General features: G+C 65.0%; 18 protein-coding genes and 7 pseudogenes. 12 read left to right on the top strand and 13 right to left on the bottom strand.

The features are described from left to right. Positions 1-321: 321 nt before the first annotated feature. Positions 322-1,035, bottom strand: a complete 714-nt coding sequence (locus ACETMP_RS02545; protein WP_375159788.1) for a class I SAM-dependent methyltransferase — start codon at positions 1,033-1,035, stop codon at positions 322-324. An 80-nt stretch (positions 1,036-1,115) separates the two neighbouring features. Between ACETMP_RS02545 and ACETMP_RS02540 the strand changes: the two genes are divergently transcribed. From ACETMP_RS02540 to ACETMP_RS02530, 3 genes and pseudogenes are all read left to right on the top strand, one after another. Next, complete coding sequence (locus ACETMP_RS02540) at positions 1,116-1,451, top strand: hypothetical protein (RefSeq protein WP_375159787.1); 336 nt, start codon at positions 1,116-1,118, stop codon at positions 1,449-1,451. 267 nt (positions 1,452-1,718) lie between these two features. After that, positions 1,719-2,090, top strand: coding sequence for a hypothetical protein (locus ACETMP_RS02535; RefSeq protein WP_375159786.1), 372 nt, complete (start codon positions 1,719-1,721; stop codon positions 2,088-2,090). A gap of 324 nt (positions 2,091-2,414) precedes the next feature. After that, a pseudogene (locus ACETMP_RS02530) lies at positions 2,415-2,668 on the top strand (hypothetical protein). A gap of 27 nt (positions 2,669-2,695) precedes the next feature. Here ACETMP_RS02530 and ACETMP_RS02525 read toward each other — a convergent pair. The 4 genes from ACETMP_RS02525 to ACETMP_RS02510 all read right to left on the bottom strand — a co-directional run bounded on the left by ACETMP_RS02525 (position 2,696) and on the right by ACETMP_RS02510 (position 5,234). Continuing rightward, positions 2,696-2,938, bottom strand: a complete 243-nt coding sequence (locus tag ACETMP_RS02525) for a DUF6719 family protein (RefSeq protein WP_028137189.1) — start codon at positions 2,936-2,938, stop codon at positions 2,696-2,698. 271 nt (positions 2,939-3,209) lie between these two features. Beyond that, a complete protein-coding gene (locus tag ACETMP_RS02520; RefSeq protein ID WP_028137483.1) occupies positions 3,210-3,917 on the bottom strand; it encodes an outer membrane protein in 708 nt (235 codons plus the stop codon). Positions 3,918-4,192: 275 nt separating this feature from the next. Then, positions 4,193-4,627, bottom strand: a complete 435-nt coding sequence (locus ACETMP_RS02515; protein WP_375159785.1) for a hypothetical protein — start codon at positions 4,625-4,627, stop codon at positions 4,193-4,195. A gap of 196 nt (positions 4,628-4,823) precedes the next feature. After that, positions 4,824-5,234, bottom strand: coding sequence for a His-rich protein BRANT (locus tag ACETMP_RS02510; RefSeq protein WP_375159784.1), 411 nt, complete (start codon positions 5,232-5,234; stop codon positions 4,824-4,826). 250 nt (positions 5,235-5,484) lie between these two features. Here ACETMP_RS02510 and ACETMP_RS02505 point away from each other — a divergent pair, with 250 nt between their 5' ends. Together ACETMP_RS02505 and ACETMP_RS02500 are read left to right on the top strand one after the other, a co-directional pair. Then, a complete protein-coding gene (locus ACETMP_RS02505) occupies positions 5,485-6,027 on the top strand; it encodes a tetratricopeptide repeat protein (protein WP_375159783.1) in 543 nt (180 codons plus the stop codon). A 107-nt stretch (positions 6,028-6,134) separates the two neighbouring features. Continuing rightward, the gene (locus ACETMP_RS02500; RefSeq protein ID WP_375159782.1) at positions 6,135-7,520 is read left to right on the top strand and encodes a serine hydrolase domain-containing protein; all 1,386 of its coding nucleotides are present in this window, start codon (positions 6,135-6,137) and stop codon (positions 7,518-7,520) included. Here ACETMP_RS02500 and ACETMP_RS02495 read toward each other — a convergent pair. Further along, positions 7,510-9,075 carry a S10 family peptidase gene (locus ACETMP_RS02495; RefSeq protein ID WP_375159781.1) on the bottom strand — a complete coding sequence of 522 codons (1,566 nt, stop codon included), beginning with the start codon at positions 9,073-9,075 and terminating at the stop codon, positions 7,510-7,512. The two genes, ACETMP_RS02500 and ACETMP_RS02495, sit on opposite strands and share 11 nt — an antisense overlap. Positions 9,076-9,316: 241 nt before the next feature. On the opposite strand from ACETMP_RS02495, the gene ACETMP_RS02490 reads away from it, so the two are divergent. The 3 genes and pseudogenes from ACETMP_RS02490 (at position 9,317) to ACETMP_RS02480 (ending at position 11,338) form a co-directional block, all read left to right on the top strand. Further along, positions 9,317-10,096, top strand: coding sequence for an NAD kinase (locus ACETMP_RS02490; protein ID WP_375159780.1), 780 nt, complete (start codon positions 9,317-9,319; stop codon positions 10,094-10,096). Between the two features lie 88 nt (positions 10,097-10,184). After that, positions 10,185-10,731: pseudogene (locus ACETMP_RS02485) on the top strand (response regulator). A 28-nt stretch (positions 10,732-10,759) separates the two neighbouring features. After that, complete coding sequence (locus ACETMP_RS02480) at positions 10,760-11,338, top strand: Hpt domain-containing protein (RefSeq protein WP_375159779.1); 579 nt, start codon at positions 10,760-10,762, stop codon at positions 11,336-11,338. Between the two features lie 257 nt (positions 11,339-11,595). Here ACETMP_RS02480 and ACETMP_RS02475 read toward each other — a convergent pair whose 3' ends face one another. The 4 genes from ACETMP_RS02475 to folE form a co-directional block, all read right to left on the bottom strand. Next, positions 11,596-12,771, bottom strand: coding sequence for a DUF2336 domain-containing protein (locus ACETMP_RS02475; protein WP_375159778.1), 1,176 nt, complete (start codon positions 12,769-12,771; stop codon positions 11,596-11,598). A gap of 284 nt (positions 12,772-13,055) precedes the next feature. After that, positions 13,056-14,117 (bottom strand): lytic transglycosylase domain-containing protein, encoded by a 1,062-nt coding sequence (locus ACETMP_RS02470; protein ID WP_375159777.1) that lies wholly within the window; start codon positions 14,115-14,117, stop codon positions 13,056-13,058. A gap of 181 nt (positions 14,118-14,298) precedes the next feature. Beyond that, a complete protein-coding gene (gene hisI, locus ACETMP_RS02465) occupies positions 14,299-14,721 on the bottom strand; it encodes a phosphoribosyl-AMP cyclohydrolase (protein ID WP_375159776.1) in 423 nt (140 codons plus the stop codon). Positions 14,722-14,801: 80 nt separating this feature from the next. After that, positions 14,802-15,491: a GTP cyclohydrolase I FolE gene (gene folE, locus ACETMP_RS02460; RefSeq protein WP_028137199.1), complete on the bottom strand. Its 690-nt coding sequence runs from the start codon at positions 15,489-15,491 to the stop codon at positions 14,802-14,804. A gap of 254 nt (positions 15,492-15,745) precedes the next feature. Here folE and ACETMP_RS02455 point away from each other — a divergent pair, with 254 nt between their 5' ends. Further along, on the top strand, positions 15,746-16,201 hold the full coding sequence (locus ACETMP_RS02455) for an iron-sulfur cluster assembly scaffold protein (protein ID WP_375159775.1): 456 nt from the start codon (positions 15,746-15,748) through the stop codon (positions 16,199-16,201). A 114-nt stretch (positions 16,202-16,315) separates the two neighbouring features. On the opposite strand, the pseudogene ACETMP_RS02450 reads toward ACETMP_RS02455, so the two are convergent. Continuing rightward, positions 16,316-17,208 (bottom strand): annotated as a pseudogene (locus ACETMP_RS02450) (hypothetical protein). 228 nt (positions 17,209-17,436) lie between these two features. Between ACETMP_RS02450 and yidD the strand changes: the two are divergent. Together yidD and ACETMP_RS02440 are read left to right on the top strand one after the other, a co-directional pair. After that, positions 17,437-17,776, top strand: a pseudogene (gene yidD / locus ACETMP_RS02445) (membrane protein insertion efficiency factor YidD). A gap of 95 nt (positions 17,777-17,871) precedes the next feature. Next, positions 17,872-18,111 (top strand): hypothetical protein, encoded by a 240-nt coding sequence (locus tag ACETMP_RS02440; RefSeq protein WP_375159774.1) that lies wholly within the window; start codon positions 17,872-17,874, stop codon positions 18,109-18,111. Between the two features lie 3 nt (positions 18,112-18,114). Here the strand turns inward: ACETMP_RS02440 and ACETMP_RS02435 are convergent. Then, a pseudogene (locus tag ACETMP_RS02435) lies at positions 18,115-19,328 on the bottom strand (hypothetical protein). 2 nt (positions 19,329-19,330) lie between these two features. Further along, positions 19,331-20,699 (bottom strand): annotated as a pseudogene (locus ACETMP_RS02430) (APC family permease). 321 nt (positions 20,700-21,020) lie between these two features. On the opposite strand from ACETMP_RS02430, the pseudogene ACETMP_RS02425 reads away from it, so the two are divergent. Further along, positions 21,021-22,323 (top strand): annotated as a pseudogene (locus tag ACETMP_RS02425) (alpha/beta hydrolase). The last annotated feature ends 1 nt before the right edge of the window (position 22,324 follow it).

Below are 22,324 nucleotides of genomic sequence, written 5' to 3'. Positions count from 1 at the left end.
GGCGTTACGGCGCGCTACGGGCTGAGGGGTATAATAGCGTAATTTTTTATGTAAATATAAGGATTTACTGTCGCTTAGGCCCGCCCCTCGTTACGCCTAGAAACGCGCCGCTACGGGTCACCTGCGCTTTTGTAAACCGAAGGTCGGGGGTTCAATCCCCTCAGCCGGCACCATCAAAACCCAGTATTCCAAAGACCGCCCAATGCGCCGCATTGCTCGGTGCCGCTTTCTGGTCCCGGCTGCTGAAGGCGCTGCAGCGTATTCGGGGACACAACGGTCGCACCGCGATCACGGACGCAATGACGTTGTTGCCCGCGGCCGTCACACATCCGTGGCCATGCGGCCGCGATCCGGCAACTCGTCCAGCCGCCACAACCCGAGGCTCTTGTCGCGCCAGCCACCGTCGCCCTCCTCGCAGCGCTCGTCGATCAACTCGCGCGGCGCAGGCCAGTCGAACGGTGCCTTCGTCATGTTGAGCGCGCGCCAGTCGCCGTCCTCGCAATCGCGATTGTGCTCCCACTCCGGAAACGTGGTGACGAGCAGGAAGTGCGCCCCGCTCTCGCGAAAGCGGGCGGTGACGCGGGCGATGTTCTGAAAACTCAGATGCACCAGGCAATCCCGGCACAGGATCAGGTCGGCGCGCGGCAGGGCATCGCGGGTGATATCGGCCACCAGGAAGCGGCCGGTCAGTCGGCCGTCCGCCACGCGCCGGTTGTTGGCCTCGATCAGCGAGGGCACGATGTCGATGCCGATGTAGTCGAGCCCGAGCTTGACGCGGCCGATCCAGCCCGCATCGCCGCAGGGCGCATCGAGCAGCGAGCGCGCGCCGAGCCGTTGCAGCAATGGCGGAAGCGCCTCGCGGATGGCGGCGGTCGCGGTGTCCTCCGAGCCGAGGCCCGACACCGAGCTGGCCGCGCCCCAGAGGTTGGTCTGCTCGATCCGCTCGAACCGCGCGGCGAGATCGAGGCCCGCAAAATTGTCGCGGTCGGCGACGAAGCGTTCGTGAGCCAGCACGGGCGGACGATTGGGGATCATCTGATGGGCGCGAGTCGAAGTTGCGATGCGGCACATCATACAGCGAACACCGCCGATGTGGTTAGGTTGTGATGACAGCCGTGCGGTTCGTCATCGCCTCGGGATTTCTGCTGGCGCTGTCGATGGCATTCGCGTCCCGAACAGGGGGCCGCTCGGAACCAACGACGCACGTCGTTCGTTCTCGACCCATGCGAATTCGCGAAGAAAACCGGAATATGTTTCTGCTGGCGACGGTGACACTATGCTGTGGCGCCGTGGCCGGGACGTTGACGCTGCTCGAGCCGGTGTTTCAGCCGGCCCCCGAGAGGCAGGTGGCCGAGCGGGCGGTGATCGACGTCACCAGGATCTCGGATCAGAGGACGGTTCGGGTGGTGGGCGCGCCGTTCGAGCCCAACGTCAACCCGCGCGAGCGATAGCACTCATCTCGGCGATGCCTTCGTGCCCTCCTCGGGCCGGCCATGGGCACGCGCCAATTCCTCCACGAACGCGATCACCTCCGCCCGCCTGTCGGGCGGAAGCGACAGGAACGCGCGGATCAGCCTCAAGCCATCCACTTCGGCCGAACGTTCTTTTCCGGAATCCATTCGCCCACTTTCGGGCGACCGGGAAAAATATGCAACCCTTGTCAAGTGTCTTGATTCGGCGCAGCCGCTTTGCTGGAATGGCGGCGGCTGAGGTGGATCATGAAATGGATCAGGGAACGCGACGCACTGATCGCGCAGACGCTGGCCTTCGTCCAATCGGTGACCGGCAGGACGGATGAGCTCCTGCGGCCGGGCGCGCCGCCGGATGCTTCGGCGGCGACCATCAAGGCCGTCGCGGTCGAGACCGTCATGGTCGAGGTCGAGGCGCCCGCACCCCCTCCGCAGCCTCAGCCCATCCAGCTTTCACCGCGGACGACCAGCGATTTCCGCACCGAGATGCAGGCTCGCATCGCCAATTTCCGCAAGCATCAGGAGCGGTTCGAGCGCGAGCGCGAGGAATATTGTGCTCAAACCCTGACCAAATTGCGCGCCGCCCTCCGCGACACCCCGGCCCCGCTGGCCAAAAAGTAAGACTGCCCCGTCAGAGGCCTAGCCAAGCCCTACAGCCTAAGACTTATAGCCAAGACCACACCAGCCAAAGATTGGCAGCGCAGGCGCCGAGGAGCGCCAGCGTCAGCGGCAGGAGCATGTGCCCGCAGGAGGTGTTCAGGTCGCTCGTCATGGCGGAAAACATCCGCTGATTCCGCCAAATGAGTCCCGGGGATTCTTTTTTCGCGATTCAGGACTCGTTAAGGACTCAAGGCCCACCGCGCCAGATCACGGGTCCGTGATCGCGCGCCGCCCGGAACCTGCCGGCACATGGGGTCGTTAACGGGCTTTCCGGAGCGGAAAGAGATGCCCTACGCCCTGTTCTGCAACGACGCCCAGATCAGCAAGGCCTATCCGAGCGATTCCGACGTCTGGAAGCTCGCGCAGCGGAGTGGCTTGGTCGTGGATGTCAGCGCCGACGAGGACCGTCCAGGGCCGCGCCCGGTGCTCGACAATGATTACGAGATCAAACCCTGTCGGCCGCCCCGGGCGAGGACCCCGCCAGGAACAAGGCCGAGGCCGAGCGCCAGTCCAGGATGGAGCTTGAACTGAATTCGTGAGGGGCCGCCGGCGGAAGCCGCAGGGGCTCAGGGCGTCGCGGTCGCCAGCGAGGCCTGCTCACCAGGCATGGCCACGCAGGCCTTGCGGCGGTGCAGCCCGCGGATCGCGCCGGTGACTTTCATCACCTTGCCCGACGGACACGAGGCGTCCTTGACGAAAGCCACCTCGTAAGGTGCCAACATCAGAGGCTCGGATTTGAGGATTGTCTGTGCAGAGCACGGCAGGCCCAAGAAGCACGAGAGCACCACCGCCGACACCAAGATACGCATGTCCGTCGTCCCACCAGCCCGGTAATTCTCATATAACGCGTTCCGGAGCGCGAGTTCCGTAAGCGGCAAAAATTATTTTTGCTTTACCCAAGACCCATGACACGCGTGAGAAGGCGCGTGCCGGGAATGTTCGTCTGCAAATGACGCGCCAGATGGTTCACGCATTGCAAATGCAGGGCTGGCCGACGGGCCGGCGGCGGACAAACGAAAGCGCCGGCGGAGCCGGCCTTTGTCAGAGCGTGTTTGTCAGAGCGCGATCGTAGGTCGCGGGTCAGTAGCGCGAAGCTGCCGGACCGCCCCAGCCGAACCGGTAGTTCACACCGACCTTGACGGTATGCTCGTCCTCCCGGCCGCGGACCCCGACGATTTCGGCCGGACCCGAGGTGAAGGTGGTGCTGCCGAAATTGTAGTACTGGTACTCGGCCTTGGCGGACCAGTTCGGCGCGAACATGTACTCGAGGCCGGCGCCGACCGTGTAGCCGTCCTTGCTGTTGCCGGTCGTGGTGAAGGCCTGCGGCACGCCGGCGATGTTGACGCCGAGATTGTTGTTACGCCAGGCGTAGCCGCCCTTGGCGTAGAGCAGCGTCGGTCCCCAGGTGTAGCCGATACGGCCGGTCACCGACCCGATCTGGTCGGTGTTGGACGTCACCTGCGTGCCCAGCGGGAACGTGACGCCGTTGTTGTTGGTCGGCAGCCAGGAGTACTGAGCCTCGATACCCATCACCCAATTGGGGGCGAACTGGTAGTCGAAGCCGCCCTGCACGCCGCCCATGAAGCGGGCGTCGCTGGACTGGAAGCTGTTGTCGCCGGCAAACGCGCCGCCGACATGACCGCCGATATAAAAACCGGTCCAATTATAGATCACCTGCGGCGGCGTATAGGCCGGCGCCTTGGCATAGGTGCGCGGCTGCATGTCCGCCGCTGCGGCCGGCGCGGCCAGCGCAAGCAGAGCAACTGCACCCAGCAAAATCGATTTCATGATCATCCCCGTTCTTTCATTTACGACACTCAGGAAACAACGTGGCCTGAATTGGGTTGCTTCGCGGCAATGCCGGAACGTTGATCGTTCGTTACTGTGACGGGTCGGCAACAACGCGAGTTTGTCCATCCCGCCGACTGTTTTTGTCGACTCGCAAGACCTGCCGTCCCAATTTGTCGCAACGCCAAACCGCCCCGTTCAAAGCTCGCCGAAATGTGATCCGGCGGCTCCGGCGATCTCCGTTCTAGCACCAGGCCATGAAGGCCGGCTTTGCGCTACCTCGTCATCTTTTCGAGTTCCGGAAAGGGTGCGTAAACCGCGCCGGCACAGAGCTCGCTGGTCCGGTCGACGACACGGTCCGCTCGTCCGTTGACGAAGATTACTGCGCGTTCCCGCATGGCCTTGTAGCTGCCGTCGGTCTCGCGCGGAGTGAAGTGCAGACAACTCACATAGAACTGCCGGCCGCCGACCTCGCGCTGGACCGGCTCGGCCATGCTGGCCTCGCGCACGCCGACCGGGTTGTTCAGATAGGTGCGCATCAGTGCCAGCGTATCGCTGCGGAAATTGTCGGGAAACGGCTGCGGCCCTCCGGCCTGGGTCCCGCCCATGAAGGTCGGACGGTCGCCATCGCCGCCGAAACAGGCCGCAAGCGCCAGCGGCAAGGTCAGGATCAACGCCAGGCGCGCAGTACGTTTCGCCAATCGCCCCACAGCTCGCGCTCTCCACGTGCACAGACTCCGGGCACGTTCTAGCCCCAAGGCCACGCAAAGGGAATTCGGTCCTGCGCAAGCACCGTCAGCAACGCACCCGCCGCCGGCGCCTGCGCTTTCGCACAGGCGCCGGGACGGGCCTGAAGTCCGTACGCGGTAGCGGGCAATGCAAGGTGCCGCCGCGCGGGATCAGACGTCAGCTGCGCTTGTCGCTGGTGGCCGGCTTGGCCAGGTCCGGCTGCGCCTTCTGCGACTTCTTGGCCGACAGATGCTTGTCGTTGTGGCCATGCGTGGGCGCCGACTTGTGCTCGTCCGGCGTGGCCGCCGCGTTGGCATTCATCGCCTTCGACTTGGAATCCGCCTTGGAATCCGCCTTGACGTCGGCGGGCTTGATGTCAGCAGCCTTTACGTCAGCAGCTTTGGCGTCGGCTTTAGCGTCAGCCTTGACAGCGGCGTCCGGCTTTGCGGCGGTGGTGGACGCCTTGGTCTGACCCTGGTCCGCCTTGATCACCGGGGCGGTCGTGGTGGTCTTGCCGGTCTCGGCGGCGAAGGCCGGGGCTGCGATCACGGAAGCCGCGAGCAAGGCTGCGGAAATGGTCTTCAGCATGGTGGTCTCCTCTTGGAAGGATCTCGAGGCGGCACCCTCTCGCCTACCCTTCGATCGTAGGCAGGAACCTAGGGGCGAGGCACTGAACCCAGTCTGAAGCCCCTTGCAGGCTCCCGTTCATCTCGATGACGAGCTTGTCATCTGCATCCGGGCGAGCAGATGGTGCGAAGCGGGAATGTTTCTGCGGGACGGGTGTTTCGGTCTTCGGGCAATCGTGTAGGATCGCCAAGTTCCATACGGGAGAATTTAGATGCGCAGACTCTCAATGCTTGTCATGCCGGGACTGGTCGCCATGTCGCTGGCGGCCGCACCGGTGCTGTCCAGCGCCTTTGCCGCGGGCGGCGACTCCCCTTCGCCGCCGCCGAGCTCGGACTCATCGACCAAGAAGGGCAAGAAGAAGAGCTCTTCCGTCAGCGACCCCAAGTTCCTCGCCGCCTATCGCACCGCCTACACCGCGATCTACGACAACCACGACTACACCGGCGCGATCGGCCAGCTGAAGTCGTTGAAGCGCGACGACGTCGCCGACGTCGCCAATCTGATCGGCTACTCCTATCGCAAGCTCGGCGACTACCAGTCGTCGAAGCTCTATTACGAGCTGGCGCTGAAGGACGATCCGAACCACGTCCGCACCTGGCAATATTACGGCCTCTGGCAGCTCGAACAGGGCAACCGCGAACAGGCGCAGTATCACCTGAACAAGATCGCCTCGCTCGCCGGCACCGACAGCTCCGAATATCGCTCGCTTGCGGCTGCGCTCGACAAGCCGACCGGCGCGACGCTCGTGTACTAACGACATCGCAACTTCACGAGGCGAACGGGCACGACCTTCCGGGTTGTGCCCGTTCCGCTTTCTCGGCTAGCCTCTCGCACCAATCCTCCCCGCAAACCGGTAGCGCAATGGACAAGTGGCTGCGATCCGCGATCGACTACGTCGGCTCCTGGATCGAATTCCAACTGACGACATTCCAGCAGCCAGGCGTCATCGTCGCATTCGCCCATCGCGGCGAGATCGTCGCCGAGCATGCGTTCGGCCTTTCCAATCTCGACACCGGCGAGAAGCTCACCCCGCGCCACCGCTTCCGCATCGCCTCCCATTCCAAGAGCTTCACCGCGGCCGGCATCATGATGCTGCGCGAGCAGCGCAAGCTCCGGCTCGACGATACGATCGGCCAGTATGTCGGCGGCCTGCATCCGCGCGTTGCCGAGACGACGATCGCACAGGTGCTGTCGCACAGCGCGGGGCTGACGCGCGACGGCGTCGATTCCGGCCAGTTCATCGATCGCCGCCCCTACCTCGACGCGAACGAGCTGCTCGCGGAATTGAAGCTGCCGACCGCGATCGAGGCCGGCACCCGCTTCAAATATTCCAATCATGGCTTTGGCCTGCTCGGCCTCGTCATCGAAGCGGTGACGGAGCAGCCCTACTCGGTCTGGATCAAGCGCGAGATCATTAAGCCCGCGGGCCTGCGCGAGACCGAGCCGGACGCGCCGCTTCCCAAAGGCGCCTCCTTCGCGCGCGGCCACACACGAAAGGTTCCGCTGGGCGAACGCTGCGTGATCCCCGGAGACAATCCGGCGCAGGCGATGGCTTCGGCCGCAGGCTTCGTTGCCACCGCCGGCGACACAGCGCGCTTCTTCGCGCAGCTTGCGCCCAATGCGAGGAAAAGCGTGCTCTCCGTCGCAAGCCGCCGCGAGATGACGCGGCATCACTGGCGCATCCCGCAGAGCTTCGAGGGCTACTACGGCCTCGGCGTCAATGCCGGCAAGACCGACGGCTGGGACTGGTTCGGCCATAGCGGCGGCTTTCAGGGCTACATCTCGCGGACCTGCGCGATCCCGGCTTGCGAGCTTTCGATCAGCATCCTGAGCAATTCCATCGACGGCGCGGCGCCGTTCTGGATGGACGGCGCCATGCAGATCCTGCGCGTCTTCAAAACCCGCGGCGCACCCGACCGCCGCCTGCGCGACTGGACCGGCCGCTGGTGGACGATCTGGGGCGCAACCGACCTCGTTGCTGCGGGCAACCGCGTGCTAGTCGCCAATCCGCAGTTCAACAATCCGTTCATGGATGCCGCCGAAATCGAGGTCACCGGCCGCGACAACGGCAAGCTCGCCTGGGCCGCCGGCTATTCCAGCCATGGCGAGCCGGTGCGCCGGATCCGCGACAGGCGCGGCAAGGTCAGTGACATCTGGATCGCCGGCGCGAATGTGAAGCCGGAGCGCGTCGTAGCAAAGGAGATCGCCCGTCGCTATCCGCCGCGCAAGCGGCGGCCTACTCCCTGATCAATCGCTCGACCTCGCTACGCAACGCCTGCCGCGAGCCGCCCTGCGAATAGAACATGTGGCCGCCGGGATAGACGACGAACTTGACGCGCTGCGTCACGAATGCGGGCAGTTGATCGAGCACCCGCTTGGTTCCGAAATAGGGCGTGGCAAGATCGAACAGGCCGTGCGTGACCAGCACGTTCAGCTTGGCATCGGTGGCAAGGATCTGGCGCAGCTCGGACACCGATTGCGGCGGGTTGATGCCGCGGCCGAAATCCCAGTGACCTTCCACAGTGCCGTTCAGGACCTCATAGGAGCCGTCGGGCCGCCAGTTGAGCTTGCGCGTGAGCACGTCGACCGCAGCGCTCGTCAGCGGCGCCTGGAGCGCATCGCCTGAGGGGTCGCCGAAGCGCGAGCTGCTGGAATCCGGATAGGGATCGAAGCCGCGCACGGAGCCGTCGTAGCGTCCCGTCACCTTGCCGTTCTTGCGGTCGAACTCGCGGCGGAACTCGCCGACGTCGAAGCGCCCGGCGAGGCGGCGGCTCACCGCCCGGTCGATGCCGGTGAGCTCGGCGACCTTGTCGGCCAGACGATTGGTGGCCTCCTTGTCAGCCTCGCCCTTGACGAGGTCGGCCAGGAATTCGCCGCGCGCGTAAGCCTCGACGTCGGCGAGATCGGCACGCTTGACCGGCCCTTTGGCTTCGCGCGCCACCGCGACATAGCTCGGCAGCGTTGCGACATATTGCAGGAGGCTGGTGCCGGTGAACTCGCGGAAATCCAACAGCGGCGACACCAGGATCAAGCCCCGGACGCCGATGCCGTGCTGGAGCTGCAACTGGCGCACCACCTTGGGCCCGCGAATGCCGCCATAGCTCTCGCCCGCGACGTATTTCGGCGAGGTCAGGCGGTCGTGCTTCTCGAGCCAGCGGCGGATCACCAGCGCGATCCCGTTGACGTCGCCGTCGACGGAGTAGAACGATTTGCGCGCGTCTTCGCCGCTGGCAATGAAGCGGCTGTAGCCGGTGCTGACGGGATCGATGAAAACGAGGTCGGTGAAGTCGAGCCAGGTTTCCGCGTTCGGCTTCACCTCGGGCGAAGCCGATGGCGACAACGCATCGCCATCGAACGGCAGCCGCCATGGACCGGCCGCGCCGAACTGGAGCCACGCCGAGGATGCCCCGGGTCCGCCGTTGAACAGGAACGTGACCGGGCGCGTGGCGCGGTCGGCGCCGTCGAGCTGGTAGGACGTATAGGCGATGTCGGCCAGCGGCTCGCCCTTGCCGTCGAACACGCGAATGGAGCCGGCGGTCGCCGCGAAGCTGAGGGTGCGGCCGGGCAGCTCCAGCGTCTGCTTCGTGGTCGAATCCGGCGGGAGACGGTGCGGCTCGGCCGAGGACGAACTCTGCGGCCCACTTTGCGCAGCGCTGCCGCGCCCGCCCTTCTGTGCGGCTGGCGAGGCCGCCTCGGCGCGCGGCTGCGGCGGATCCTGCGCGCGCACAACACTTGCGAATGCGGCCACCGCAACAGCCAGTATGACCCCGCTTCGTCGCAGCGTCGGCAAGATCGTGGGCATGGTCGTTCTCCCTGCCCGGCTGTCATCGCCGGGACGCACTGAAGCTAGCAGGAAATTGCGACCGTTTGCGGGATCACGGTCGATGCCGCATCCGCGCCGGGCTCAAATCAACCCGTTTTGTTCTCTGGACCGACAATCGCCCGTTTGCCTTGAAAGGCGGTGATCCTCGACAATGCAGCCAAACCTCGTATAGACGAGCCCGGCGGAACTTCCTCCAGCAGCGGCCGTGTCCGACAAGCCAATGACCAAGCCCCAGCGATACGACCGGATCGCCTTCGTCGCCAGCTCGAGCAACGAGGCGCAGGTCGCCTTCGGCCAGCTCACCAGGGACTACGGCAATTGCGACCCCAAGGACGCCGATGTCGTGGTCGCGCTCGGGGGCGACGGGCTGATGCTGCAGACGCTGCACCAGAACATGCGCACGGGAAAGCCGATCTACGGCATGCATCGCGGCACCGTCGGCTTCCTGATGAACGAATATTCGACCCACGATCTGCGTGCACGGCTCGAGGCCGCGCATGAATCCGAGATCAATCCGCTTCTGATGCGCGCGACCGACGTCAACGACCGCGTCCACCTGCATCACGCCATCAACGAGGTCGCCCTGTTCCGGCAGACCTACCAGGCCGCACGCCTGCGGATCATGATCGACGAGCGCGAGCGCATGCCCGAGCTGATCGCGGACGGCATCATGGTGGCAACGCCGGCCGGCTCCACCGCCTATAATCTGTCCGCTCAGGGTCCGATCCTGCCGATCAACGCGGCGCTGCTGGCGCTGACCCCGATCAGCGCCTTCCGCCCGCGGCGCTGGCGCGGCGCCCTGCTGCCCAACACGGCCTATGTCGTCATCGAGGTGCTGGAGGGCGACAAGCGACCGGTGGCCGCGGTCGCCGACCACGACGAAGTGCGCGACGTCCGCCGGGTCGAGGTCTTGTCCGACAAGACCATCTCGATGCGCATGCTGTTCGACCCCGGCCACAGCCTGGAAGAGCGCATCCTGCGCGAGCAGTTCGGCTACTAGAACCACCTCGCGGCCTGCCGTCGCAACCCTTCGTTAACCTCCGGCGCGATATGGTTAACGAAGGTTGACCGCTTTTGGCCCAGGCGTCATGTTCCGTATCGACTTCAACAAGCTGCGCTTCCTCGTCTGCGACGACAATCCGCACATGCGCCGCATCCTGCGCACGCTGCTGCATTCCTTCGGCGCGCGCGAAGTCTATGAAGCCGAGGACGGCGCCACCGCGCTTCGAGATGTACAGCCATTACGTGCCCGACATCGTCATCACCGACTGGGCGATGCCGATCTTCGACGGACTCGAGCTCGCGCAGATGATCCGGCAGCCGGAATCCAAGGGCAACCCTTACGCGCCGATCATCATGCTGACCGGCCATTCCGAGAAGCGCCGCGTCACTGTCGCGCGCGATGCCGGCGTCACCGAATTCCTGGCCAAGCCGATCTCGGCCAAGGGGCTCTATCAGCGCATCCTCAACGTGGTCGCCAATCCCCGCCCCTTCATCAAGACCAAGACCTATTTCGGGCCGGACCGGCGCCGCAATACCAATTCCGCCTATATGGGTCCCGAGCGCCGCGTCGGCGAGAAGCACGAGGTGCTGCAGCAGCCCTCGCTGCTCGACAAGGCCCGCTCCACCATCTAGCGCAACGTCTTCAGGCGAGGCAGAGATCATGGGGAAGAACAGCGCAAAGGACATCGAGGTCAAGGCCTTCGCCACGCATCAGATCATCACGCAGCCCAACCCGCTGCGCAAGGTTCTGCGCCGCGTCGACGAGAAGGACCTGGACGATCCGGTCGGCCGCGCCGAGCAGGCGCTCGCGGGTCTTTCCGGCGAGTTCAAGGACTGGATGACGACCGAGGTCAACCGTCTGTCGGCCGCCTATGTCGCCATCCGCAATGACGGCTTCACCAAGGAAAGGCGCGACGAGCTGTTTCACGCCGCTCACGACATCAAGGGCGACGCCGTGACGTTCGGCTATCCGGCCGCGGCGGGAATTGCCGAGAGCCTGTGCCGCGTCATCGAGCACGCACCTGATCTGGCGAAGGTCCCGGCCGAGCTGTTCACGCACCACATCAACGCCATCCTCGCCATCGTGCACGAGAATACCAGGCTCGACAGCATCAGCGTCTCCACCGAGCTCAGCCGCCGCCTGCGCAAGATCGCCGACGACTATCTCGCGCACGTCAACCGCGACCGCCCCGAGCATCTCGAGGCGATCCTGGCGCCGAGCATCGTGCCGGGACAGTGAGGTTCAGCTCTCTCCGTCACTACGAGCAGCACTTGCGACCAAGCAATCCAGGATCCTTCCGCGGAAAGACCCTGGATTGCTTCGCTACGCTCGCAATGACGGAAGGTGAGGCTGCTCCCTCCACACGGACAGTATCGTAGGGTGGATTAGCGCAGCGTAATCCACCGCTCTGGTTTCCGCAGAGACAGAATTGGTGGGTTACGCCTACGGACCGCGCTTCGCGCCGCCCTTCGGCTAACCCACCCTACCGCATCGCGCTAGGCCGCGATCAGATCGTCGTACAGCGGATCGATCGCATCGTCCGCGACCAGCTCGTCGCAGAACAGCCGCGCCTCTTCGCGTGCCGATTCCGTGGCGAAGCGGCGCAGCAGGACCATCAGCGGCTCGGTGGCGCCGCGGTCGGTCTCGCAATGGGTGAGCACGCGCTCGACCATGCGGCGGCGCAGCCGTGCCGCGCCGTCGTCGCTGTCGACAAAGCCCTGCTCGTGGCAGGCATCGAGCGCGACCTGGAAGGCCGCAAACGTCGCCTCAGGCAGCCCGGCGCGCCTAAGCAGCGCATGCAGGCTGTTGCCGCCGCGGTCGTGCAGCAGCGCAGTGACGCGCGCCAGCGGCAGATCGGCAAGCTCGGCCAGCGCCGCGTCGAACAGACCGAGATTGCTCGACAACAGCGCGCGCAGGATCAGGCCGGCGGTCAGCTGGCCCGTGACGCGCAGATGATGCACCAGGCCCTGCATGTCCTCGCCGCGCGAGCGCGCCGCGATGTTGATGGTGGAGCGGTCGCGCGCCTCGATCGTGATGCGGTCGGCACGGTCGACGCTCAGCCAATTCCGCGCCACGACGAATTGCGCCAGCGTCTCGGAGAGTTTGGCCACCAGCGCGGCGCGGGTTGCGGACGGCAGGTCATCCAGCACCAGCATCGCCTCGCGGATCGCCGCGAGATGGCCGTGGCGCTCGACGATGCGATTCCAGGAGAACGGCGCAAGCTCGGCATGGGGATTTTCGATCAGCTCCAGCGCGGCCGCCGCGCAGCCGACTTCGGCGATGGCAGCGCAGACCGAGACCGGCAGCGCGATGCGGCGGGCGACCGCGCATTGCACTTCGTCATTGCCGGTTGCAACGATGTCGACGAGATCGGCGTCGATCAGCAGCGGGGAATGTTCGAGCACCGGCAGCGCGACGCTCGGCTGGTCCGCCGACAGCGCCCGCACGATCGATGCCGGTGCGTCCGGGCTGCGCGCGAAGGCCTCGGCCATCGCCTGCCGCACCAAAGGCGAGGCATCGTCGAGTTGCATCAACAGCGCGCCTTCGGCGGCGATGCGGTCCTCTGTCGAAAGGTCTGAGATCAGCCAGGCCCGGGCCAACGCCCGTGTTGCCTCGGCCCGCTCGCCGGCGGACGCCGTCCTGATCCAATGAATGAACTGCCGAACAATCATGCTGCTTCCGGCTTACACAACAAACGAAAAAAGTGACGGCTCGTCACCTGCAACACAAAATAAACCACGACGCTTAACAAAGCGTTCACCATAACTGGCTGGTTTTATTGACGTTTTGTTAAGGGAACAGAACCGCCCGCACTGCCCGCCCCGGACGCAGCGCAGCACATCAGTGATGCGCTGCCGAGCCGGGCCTAGAATTTCGAGAGGAGTTCGCAGCACTGGGCCCCGGCTCTGCGCAGCAGCGTTTCACGCTGCAGCGCGTCCGGGACACGAGACGGCGACTAGCTCGAGAACGTGCCGCTGCGATCGCTGAACAGATCGAGCGGTTGCGGCGGACGCACGTCGGGCGCAGCCGAGGCAACGGACGTCAGCGAGGCGTTGTTGCCCCACAATTTCTGCACCGTGGTCGAGACCGGCTGCGTGGTGTCGCCGGGCTGGTAGATCGAGCGGAAGACCGGCGTGGTCGGCGCATTGTCCGCGACCGTCGAGGGCGATATCGCACTGACGGGCGTCGCCGCACGTGTATTCGGGAAGGTCTGGAGGTAGGCGGCATTGTCAACGATCGGCGCGGTCGGCTGCACGCCATTCGCGCTCGCGACCTCGGTGGTCGACGGCGTGCCGCCATACATCGCCATTGCGCTGCGGGTCACTTTCGAATTGGCCGCGCTGGCATAGCGCGCGTCCAGCACCGAATAGACCTCGGAGACGCTGCGGGCGCGGCCGTCCCTGGTGTAGAAGATCGAACGATTGGCGGACGCTGCGTTCGGAAACAGCCGCGCGCCGACCGCTTGCGGATTGTCCTCGGCATTGGCGATCAGCTTCGCGGCGCCTCCGACGCCCATGAAATGCGCCATGTAGAGCTCGCTGTCGCTCGGCCTGCGCCCGAGCAGGCCGGTCAGCTTGAAGCCGTTCGACTGCGTCAGCGCCGCCGCCATGCTGGAAGCGGCTTGCGGATCGTCGCGCAGCTTCATGATCGACCGCTTCATCAAGGGATCATCGACGGTGTAGCTGCCCGACGACGTCCTGGTGATGGCGTCGGAATAATTGCCGTAGCCGAGCTGGGTGCCGGCCTCCTTCACGGTGCCGAGCCAGGTCTGGTCGATGAACTGGTAGAGTCCATGCGCGGACGAGGTGGTGGCGCCTGCCGTGGGATTGAAATCCGATTCCATCTTGGCGGTGGTCAGCATGTACTGGAAGCTGACGCCGGAGATGTTCGAGGCCTGTTTGATCGCACCGGCGACGCGCGCCCGCGCCGGATCGAGACCGGCGGTCTGCATGGCGCTGGAATTGTCGACCGACATGATGAAGTGCCCGCCCCGCGCGGCCTTGAACAGCGCCGGCAATTCGGACGCCTGTCGTCTCACCCTCGGACAGGTATGGTTAATGCGGGGTTAATCCTGGTGTCGCCGCCCCACTCCAAGTCAGTCCGGGGCGCACCGCAGGTGCGAGCCCGGAATTCGTTTCGCCGCGCTTGATGCCGTGCGATGGATCCCGGTTCGCGCTTCGCGCGCCCCGGAATGACAGTTACGTCTTGTAGACCGCGTCCGGATCGAACAGCCGCTCCGCATCGGCGAAGACCAGCTTGGCTCCTCCGCCCTCACCCTCGACCTTACGATAGAAGCATGACCGCCGCCCGGTGTGGCAGGCTGCCCCGATCTGCTCGACGCGGATCCAGACCGCGTCCTGGTCGCAATCGGTGCGCATTTCGACCACGCGCTGGGTCTGACCCGACGTCTCACCTTTTCGCCACAAGGCATTGCGCGAGCGGCTGAAGTACCAGGCCTCGCCGGTCGCGATCGTCTTGCGCAGCGCCTCCTCGTTCATGTGCGCGACCATGAGCACGTCGCCGGTGGCAACGTCGGTCGCGACGCAGGTCACGAGCCCGGCCGCGTCGAACCGCGGCTGGAAGGTCAGACCTTCCTCGATCTCATGAGAGTGAGCAGACACGACGACCTCGTAAAAGCATGACCCGGAAAAGTGCGCAGCGGTGTTCCGGCAAGGTCACGCTCAACATGACCATCGCGAGGTCAGCGCGTGCCTCGCACCAGGGACAGGAAGCGGGCCTGCTCCGCCGGATTGTCGCGGAACATGCCGGTGAAGCGGCTGGTGAAGGTGGAGGCGCCATGCTTGGCGACGCCCCGCACCGACATGCAGGTATGCTCGGCCTCGATCAGCACGGCGACGCCGCGCGGCTTCAGGACCTCGTCGATCGCTGCCGCGATCTGCGCCGTCAGGTGCTCCTGGGTCTGGAGCCTGCGGGCGAAGATGTCGGTGAGGCGGGCGAGCTTGGACAGGCCGACGACGCGCTCCACCGGCGTATAGGCGATATGGGCCTTGCCGTAGAACGGCATCATGTGATGCTCGCACTGCGAGGTGAACTCGATGTCGCGCACCAGCACGAAATCGTCATAACCGGCGGTCTCGCCGAAGGTGCGGTCGAGCACCTCGGCCGGACATTGGTGATAGCCCTGATACAGCTCGTCGAAGGCCTCGACGACGCGGCGCGGCGTGTCGAGCAGGCCCTCGCGCTCGGTGTTCTCGCCGATATAGGCGAGCAGCGTCTTCACCGCCGCTTCCGCCTCGGCGCGCGCCGGGCGCGGCTGGTCGGCGCGGACGGCGGCCGCGAGGAATTCAGCGGGATCAAGCTCGGCCGGACGACTCTCGGGCTGCCGGTCAGAGGGCTTGCCCGGGCGGATGGATTTGATTGCAGCGTCCATATCGACTCCGTTCGACGGCCTTGATGGCCGGAGTGTCACCGGCAGACGGGGCGGCCAAGCCGCCGGACGCCTGAAGAGAACAGTTTCGGCGGAAAGGGTCCTGGGCTCAAAACGCCGACGGCATGGATCCGGATCACCGCCTCGTACCGCCGGACTGTATTTCCACCAGTTCCGACCCTATATAGGACCCTGGACGACGCCCGCCAAGGCCGATCGGGTGCTGAAGCGGGCGTGGACGCGCTGGACTCCATCACATGCTGAACGACATTTATAACAAGCGGATCATCGAGTTGGCCGGAAATATTCCGCGCCTCGGACGGCTGCCGGATCCCGATGCCTCCGCCACCGCCCACTCCAAGCTGTGCGGCTCGACCGTCAAGGTCGATCTCAAGATGACCGGGGACACCGTCACCGACTTCGCCCATGACGTGAAGGCCTGCGCACTCGGACAAGCCTCTTCATCCATCATGGCAAGTCGAATTGTCGGCTCGACTGCGAGCGAACTCCGCGAGTTACGCGAGACTGTTCGCAAGATGCTGAAGGAGAACGGCGCGCCCCCGCAAGGCAAATGGGAGGATATCAAGCTCCTCGAGCCTGTCCGCGATTACAAGGCGCGCCATGCCTCGACGCTGCTGACCTTCGATGCCGTCGTGGACGCGATCGGTCAGATCGAGGCCAAAGCCAAGCAGCCGGCTGCGGCACAGGGCTGAGCCCCATCAATGTCATTCCGGGGCGCGCGTCAGCGCGAACCCGGAATCCCGCGCTTTAACATCTGGATTCCGGGTTCGTCGCTTTGCGACGCCCCGGAATGACGGCGGAGAATCTCACTTCGGCTTCGGCGCAACAGGCGCTGCCACACCACCCGTCGGCACCACGGCTTCCGCCGTCTTGGTCGACTTGAAGGCTGCTCCGGCTCCTCGCCGAACCTTGCCTGCGTCTTCGGGGCAAGCTCCGCCATCGCCGGGGCGGAAATGTCCACATGCGGCAGCACGTCGGCAACGAGATCGGTCGTCACGAGATTGGTGAGCTTGAGCTCGCCGGCGGTCAGCTCGTGCAGATCTTCCCAGGGCGGAACGCTGAGCGCGAGCGACAACAGGTCGCCGGCGCCGCCCATGTCGAAGGTGTATTTGGCAAGCCGGCCGATGTCCCGCTCCACGATCATCAGATCCTGCGCGCTGTAGCTCGCCGCCTTGGCATCGTCGGCGCGGTCGCCCATCCAGATCTGGTGAACGCGGACATGGGCGGCTTCCGGCACGTAGCGCTTCTTGCCGGCCAGCAGCAGGAACACGCACATGGATTCGCAATAGGCCTCAGGCGCGACCGCCGGGCGGGCCGAGTGCCCGCCGCGCAGGCTCACGCCGACCGTGGTCAGCAGGCCGAGATTGCGGAACCGCCGGCCAAGCGTGATCGCGTCGTTGACGGAACCGCCGCTGGAATCGAGCACCACGGTGGCGCCGCCGAGCTGGCGTCCACGAGAAAATTCTTCGAAAGCCTTGGGTGTGTCGGCGGTGATGATACCGACCGCGCTGACCCAGCCGCGGCAGTTCGGCTCGCAGGCGATCCAGTTGAACTTCATCGGCAGCTTGCGCTCTTCGAGCGCACTGCCCGCTCGGGCCGACGACCCGAGTGTCGCGACGGCGCCAGCCAGCACGACTCCACACACGGCGGTTCCCACCAGCAACCAGCCGCGAAGATTGAGCGACTTCAGAACTTTCAAACTGGTCCCTTCCCCAAGCCCCAGAGCGATTCAGGCAAGCCCCGTTTTGCGTCCGACAAGTCTACACACGAACGTCACAAAAATGGTATCCGGGGGAATACAGATCGTCCATAGGTACTTGCTGCACTGCTCCCAAAAAGTATGCAAAATATGGCGCGCAAACAACAGCTTACAGTTCCCCGCATTGGAACCGTGCAACACCTCGCCTAACATCGCAGCACCGCGCACATGAAGCATTCAGCCTGCGGGCATTGTTCCAGCTCGGTCGAAGGGGCGCTTCGGCTGCCACGCAGATTCTGGCCGTGCGCTGATCTGGCTGTACCGGCATACGCTGTCGCCCCTGGTCGGCTACAATTGCCGGCATCTGCCGACTTGCTCGGTCTACGGCGACGAAGCGATCGAACGGTTCGGGCTGTGGGCCGGCGGCTGGATGACGCTGGCGCGGCTGCTGCGCTGCCATCCCTTCGGCACATCAGGCATCGACAACGTGCCGCTGACCGCACCGCAAGGCGCGCGCTGGTACCTGCCATGGCGCTATGGCCGATGGCGCGGCGTCAATGCGCCCTGAGCTTGCTGCGATATTGCTTGTAGGCCCGAAGCCTGACTGGAACCTTGGACTTTGCTCCCGCGTTGTTTTGACGCTCCCTTGGGGAGGAAACAACAATGCGCTGGAAAATCAGCCCTCATCTTCACGCCAGGCTTGTTCACACCAGACTTGTTCACACCAGACTTGGGCCCGCCCGCGGCTCCAGGCGGCACCACGACCCCCGCACCATGGACCTGCTCGCGATCGTCGCCTTGCTGGCGCTCGTGCTCGGCTCGGGTTGGTACCTGGCATCGAGCCTTGCGACGCCGCCAAGCACGACGGCGTTCATCGTACCGAGCCAGAGCGTGCACTGGTAATAATCACCGGAACCAGTAGAAGCGCCCGGACTGCGGCGGGATCGACTCGGGCGGTCGCAGCCGTTTCGGACGCGGCGGCTTCGGCGCCGGCTCGGCCGACGAGGTCGCCTCCCCGCTTGGCGGCGTTTCGCTGCCCGGCACTTTCACCGCGAGCAGCAAATTCGACTCGTGCATGCGCCAGCGGTAGCCGACGCCGAAGTCGATCGGCTGGGCCCGAGTGAACAGCGCGGCGTAGCGCTCCTGGTAGCGGCCGGGGAATTCGCCGATCGGCCCGAGATAGCGGCCGAACGGGAAGAACCGCCACTGCCGTGCGCCGTAATTCGCAAGCGGAATGCCGGAATCGTCCTGGATAATGGTGGCGCTGTTGGCGAGCAGCCAGTCGCGGACGACGGTGAAGTTTCCGGAGTGCAGGAGATAGGACGCGCTCTTGAGCAGGCTGTTGCCCGGCCCCAGCGTCTCGCAGAATTTCAGGAAGCCGGTGTTGCGCGCGCCGGCATTGGAAAGGTCGGTGGAGAAATAATACAGGGTGCGTGTCTCGCCGTCGCTGCCGGCGAAGGTGATGCGCACGCCGTGGGCGGCGTTCGGTCCCGGATTGTCGCCAGCGGCATGCATCCCCCCTTGGCGTCGAGCGCGACCATCTCGACGTTGCGGATGGTCTTGCCGGAGCGCGCCAGGAAGACATAGAGGATCGGCAAGGTGCCGTTGACCTGATTGGCGTGCAGGTCGACCTTCATCTGCTTGGTGATGAAGAACGAGAAGCTCAGGATCGAGCCGAGCGAACGTTCGACATTGTAGAGCGCGGCACTGATCGAACCGCGCGGCAGCCGCGTCAAATCGGGCACGGCACCGACCGGCTCCAGCGCACCGAGCACGTAGGTGCTGGCCTTGGCATAGAAGGCGTTGGCGTAGAGGAAATCCGGGCCGCTGAACATGTAGAACATGGTCGGCCGGGGCGCGGCGAGATTGACGTCGGCCCAATCGCGGATCTTCGAGAGCTGGCGCTGTTCGAGCTGGGCGAAGGCGCCGTCGAAGAACTTGGCATGGCGCTGCCACCCCGGCTCCTTTGTCAGCGGCAACAGCGGCGAGTCCGCCGAAGGCTGCATGCCCGCAAGGAAGCGCGCGGTGTCATCGAAGGTGATGTCGGCGGCGCGGGCGGACGAGACGGCCGCAGCCAGCAGGGCAAAAGCGGCGGCTGCAATTCTGAGGGGTCGAAACATCTCTATTCGCGATTGTGTGAATTGCCAGCGGCGACCGGCCGCCTGCGGAAAACGGCATAAATCAACAGGCCCGACAGCATGACGAGCATCCCCGAAAGCGACTGCACCGGCCGCTCGGTCAAGAGGTAGTACATCATGAACGCGGTCACGAGCAGGAAAACCAGGGGCGTGAACGGGTATCCCCAGGCGCGATAGGGCCTGGGCAGATCGGGGGCGGTGATGCGCAACTTGATGACGCCGGCGACCGTGAAAAAAGAGCAGAACAACAGTGCGAACTGGATGAAGTCGAGCACCGCCTCGAAGCTGCGCGTGAACAGCAGCAGCGTCGCGACCGCGAGCTGGAACAGGATGGCATAGGCCGGCGCGCCGCTCGTCGATCGCTTCGAGAACACGCGCAGGGCCGGAATGTCCTCCCCCATCGTCATCATCACGCGCGGGCCGATCCACATCATCGCGGAGATCGAGGAGACCAGGCCGACGCAGATCATCGCGCCGACGATGCGGCCGCCGAGACTGCCGAAGATCGCGGTGCCGGCAACACTGGCCACATCGAGCTGGCCGGCGAGCGCACCGACCGGCGTGGAATAGAGGAACACCGCGTTCAGCGCGACATACAGCACGAGCACGATCAGCGTCCCCGCCAGCATCGCGCGCGGCAGATTCCGCTGCGGCATGTTCATCTCGCCAATGATGTACGTCGCGGCATTCCAGCCCGAGAATGAATACATCACGAAGACGAGCCCGATCGCGAACGGCGCGCTGACGATGTGGGCGAGATCACCCGGCTGCGGCGTGAAGGTGATCGGCTGCGGCACGCCGATGACGAAGCCGGCGACTAGGAATGCGACGATCAGCGCGACCTTGATGATGGTCGAGATCAGCTGGAAGGTCGAGGAATGCCTGACGCCGGTCAGCTGCACGAGCGAGACCAGCCACACCACGGCGATGGCTAGCGGTATCGGCGGCAGATCGGGCACGACCGATTTGGCGTATTCGCCGAACGCCATCGCGGCAAGCGCGACCGGCGCTGCGAGAGCCCACCGTCGCCGACACCCAGCCGGCGAGAAAGCCGAACGCCGGATGATAGGCACGGCCGAGGAAATTGTACTCGCCGCTCGAGCGGGGAAACATCGCCCCGAGCTCGCTGTAGGCGAACACCCCGCAGAGCGCGACGATGCCGCCGACGGTCCACAGCAACAGGATCGAGAAGCCGGAGGGGATATCCTTGACCTGAAAGCCGAGGCTGGTGAAGACGCCGACCCCGATCATGTCGGCCACGACGATGGCGGTCGCGACCAGAACCGAGACCCCTGTCCCGCTTCCGGTCAGCCGGCCAGTCCAGGGTTCGGTTCCCGCATCTGATGCCGTCATCGGGGTCCTTGGCCTGAGGCGTGGTGCCTCGCGGGCGCATCGTGCAGCTTGGCCCAGTCAATTCAAGCAGGGTTAACAAGGGTTATATGAGGCAACGGAAGCGGGTACTTGAGCACCGCTATTGCCGCTAACGAGAGAAAAAAGCGGCACAAGCCCCGGAAAGCCCCGTCCTCCCTCCCCACAATCAGGACACGATTGCATGGTCCTTTTGAGCGTTCCGGATGTGGGGAAGTTTCTCCGGACGCTTAACGTCGCCTAAACGCTGGTCGGCTCAATTGTCTGGAGATTGCCGATTGGACGTGACTTTGGGGTCATGGGTGGATGGTCGGGGCCGTTCCGAAACCGAGAGCTGACATGCGTGCCGATCGGACCCCCTCCGATGCGCGCGGTCGTGCGCTCCGGCTCGGCCTGATCTCAGCCTTGGTGCCGCTGTCGCTGACGCTGGCTCAATGCGGCAAGGCACCGAACCCGGCGGCGCTCGCGGCGAACTCGCAGGCGAACGTCCAGGTCGTTGCGAAGACGAACCAGAAAGTGGCGAGCGGCGACACGTTCGAGGATCGCTTCCCTGCCCCGCAGTTCAGAGAGCGCTTTCCGTCCGCAAGCGAAAGTCTTCTGCAGCGGCAGATGTCGGATTTCTCGCCCAAGCGCGCCGTGCAGCAGCCGCCGGAGCAGGCACCTTACAAGGTCGCCTCGCCTCGAGCCGCAGGTCCCCTACAAGCGCCCCGCCCGCGAGGGCCTGACGACCCTGGTCAGCATGAAGTCGTCGGCCTTTCCCTATTTCGGCAACAACCCCGCCTCCGACGCACCGTTCCTCAACATTGCCAAGGGCGACCGCCGCGGCCATCGCAGCTATTCCGGTCGCGTGTTCTGGCAGGACGAGACCTATAATGACAGCCGCGTGCTGGTGCACGTGCCCGAGCATTTCGACGTGCGCAAGCCGGGCGTGATCGTGGTGTTCTTCCATGGCAACGGCGCAACGCTCGAACGCGACGTGCGCGATCGCCAGCTGGTGCCCAAGCAGATCACCGATTCCGGCGCCAACGCCGTTCTGCTCGCCCCGCAGATGGCGGTCGATGCCGCCGATTCCAGCGCCGGCAAGTTCTGGCAACCGGGCGGCTTCAAGCGCTTCATGGCTGAAGCGGCCGAGCACCTCGCCCGCGTCACCGGCGATCCCAACGGCGCGCGCGCCTTCGCCAGCATGCCGATCGTGATCGTCGGCTATAGCGGCGGTTTCCTGCCGACGGCCTGGAGCCTGGAGGTCGGCGGCATCAGCGAGCGCGTCCGCGGCGTCGTGCTGCTCGATGCCATCTACGGCGAACTGGACAAGTTCGCGTCCTGGATCGAAAGCCACCGCTCCGGCTTCTTCGTCAGCGCCTACACCCGCCACACCGCGCGGCGCGACCGCGAGCTGATGAGCATGCTCCGCCAGAAGGGCATCAGCGTCGCCGAGGACATGGATCAGCCGCTCCGCCCAGGCAGCGTGGTGTTCGTCGAGACCGCCGACGGCATCACTCATCGCGACTATGTCACCCGCGCCTGGACGCAGGATCCGCTCAAGGACGTGCTGGTGAAGATGGCGGCGACGCCGTCGCTGGCGCTGACGCGCGTGGCATCGAGCCGTTAGC

Source organism: Bradyrhizobium dasycarpum (assembly GCF_042019905.1).
Classification (GTDB): domain Bacteria; phylum Pseudomonadota; class Alphaproteobacteria; order Rhizobiales; family Xanthobacteraceae; genus Bradyrhizobium; species Bradyrhizobium japonicum_B.
Note: the sequence above shows the minus strand (reverse complement) of the source record. Positions and strands in the feature narration are given on the sequence as shown.

Bases quoted from the DNA above. Each gene is read 5' to 3' on its own strand.
- ACETMP_RS02535 (WP_375159786.1), top strand. From the start codon at position 1,719: ATGAAATGGATCAGGGAACGCGACGCACTGATCGCGCAGACGCTGGCC.
- ACETMP_RS02495 (WP_375159781.1), bottom strand. From the start codon at position 9,075: ATGCCCACGATCTTGCCGACGCTGCGACGAAGCGGGGTCATACTGGCT.
- ACETMP_RS02505 (WP_375159783.1), top strand. From the start codon at position 5,485: ATGCGCAGACTCTCAATGCTTGTCATGCCGGGACTGGTCGCCATGTCG.
- ACETMP_RS02520 (WP_028137483.1), bottom strand. From the start codon at position 3,917: ATGAAATCGATTTTGCTGGGTGCAGTTGCTCTGCTTGCGCTGGCCGCG.
- ACETMP_RS02475 (WP_375159778.1), bottom strand. From the start codon at position 12,771: ATGATTGTTCGGCAGTTCATTCATTGGATCAGGACGGCGTCCGCCGGC.
- ACETMP_RS02545 (WP_375159788.1), bottom strand. From the start codon at position 1,035: ATGATCCCCAATCGTCCGCCCGTGCTGGCTCACGAACGCTTCGTCGCC.
- ACETMP_RS02480 (WP_375159779.1), top strand. From the start codon at position 10,760: ATGGGGAAGAACAGCGCAAAGGACATCGAGGTCAAGGCCTTCGCCACG.
- ACETMP_RS02440 (WP_375159774.1), top strand. From the start codon at position 17,872: ATGCGCTGGAAAATCAGCCCTCATCTTCACGCCAGGCTTGTTCACACC.
- ACETMP_RS02500 (WP_375159782.1), top strand. From the start codon at position 6,135: ATGGACAAGTGGCTGCGATCCGCGATCGACTACGTCGGCTCCTGGATC.
- ACETMP_RS02525 (WP_028137189.1), bottom strand. From the start codon at position 2,938: ATGCGTATCTTGGTGTCGGCGGTGGTGCTCTCGTGCTTCTTGGGCCTG.
- ACETMP_RS02455 (WP_375159775.1), top strand. From the start codon at position 15,746: ATGCTGAACGACATTTATAACAAGCGGATCATCGAGTTGGCCGGAAAT.
- ACETMP_RS02490 (WP_375159780.1), top strand. From the start codon at position 9,317: ATGACCAAGCCCCAGCGATACGACCGGATCGCCTTCGTCGCCAGCTCG.
- ACETMP_RS02510 (WP_375159784.1), bottom strand. From the start codon at position 5,234: ATGCTGAAGACCATTTCCGCAGCCTTGCTCGCGGCTTCCGTGATCGCA.
- folE (WP_028137199.1), bottom strand. From the start codon at position 15,491: ATGGACGCTGCAATCAAATCCATCCGCCCGGGCAAGCCCTCTGACCGG.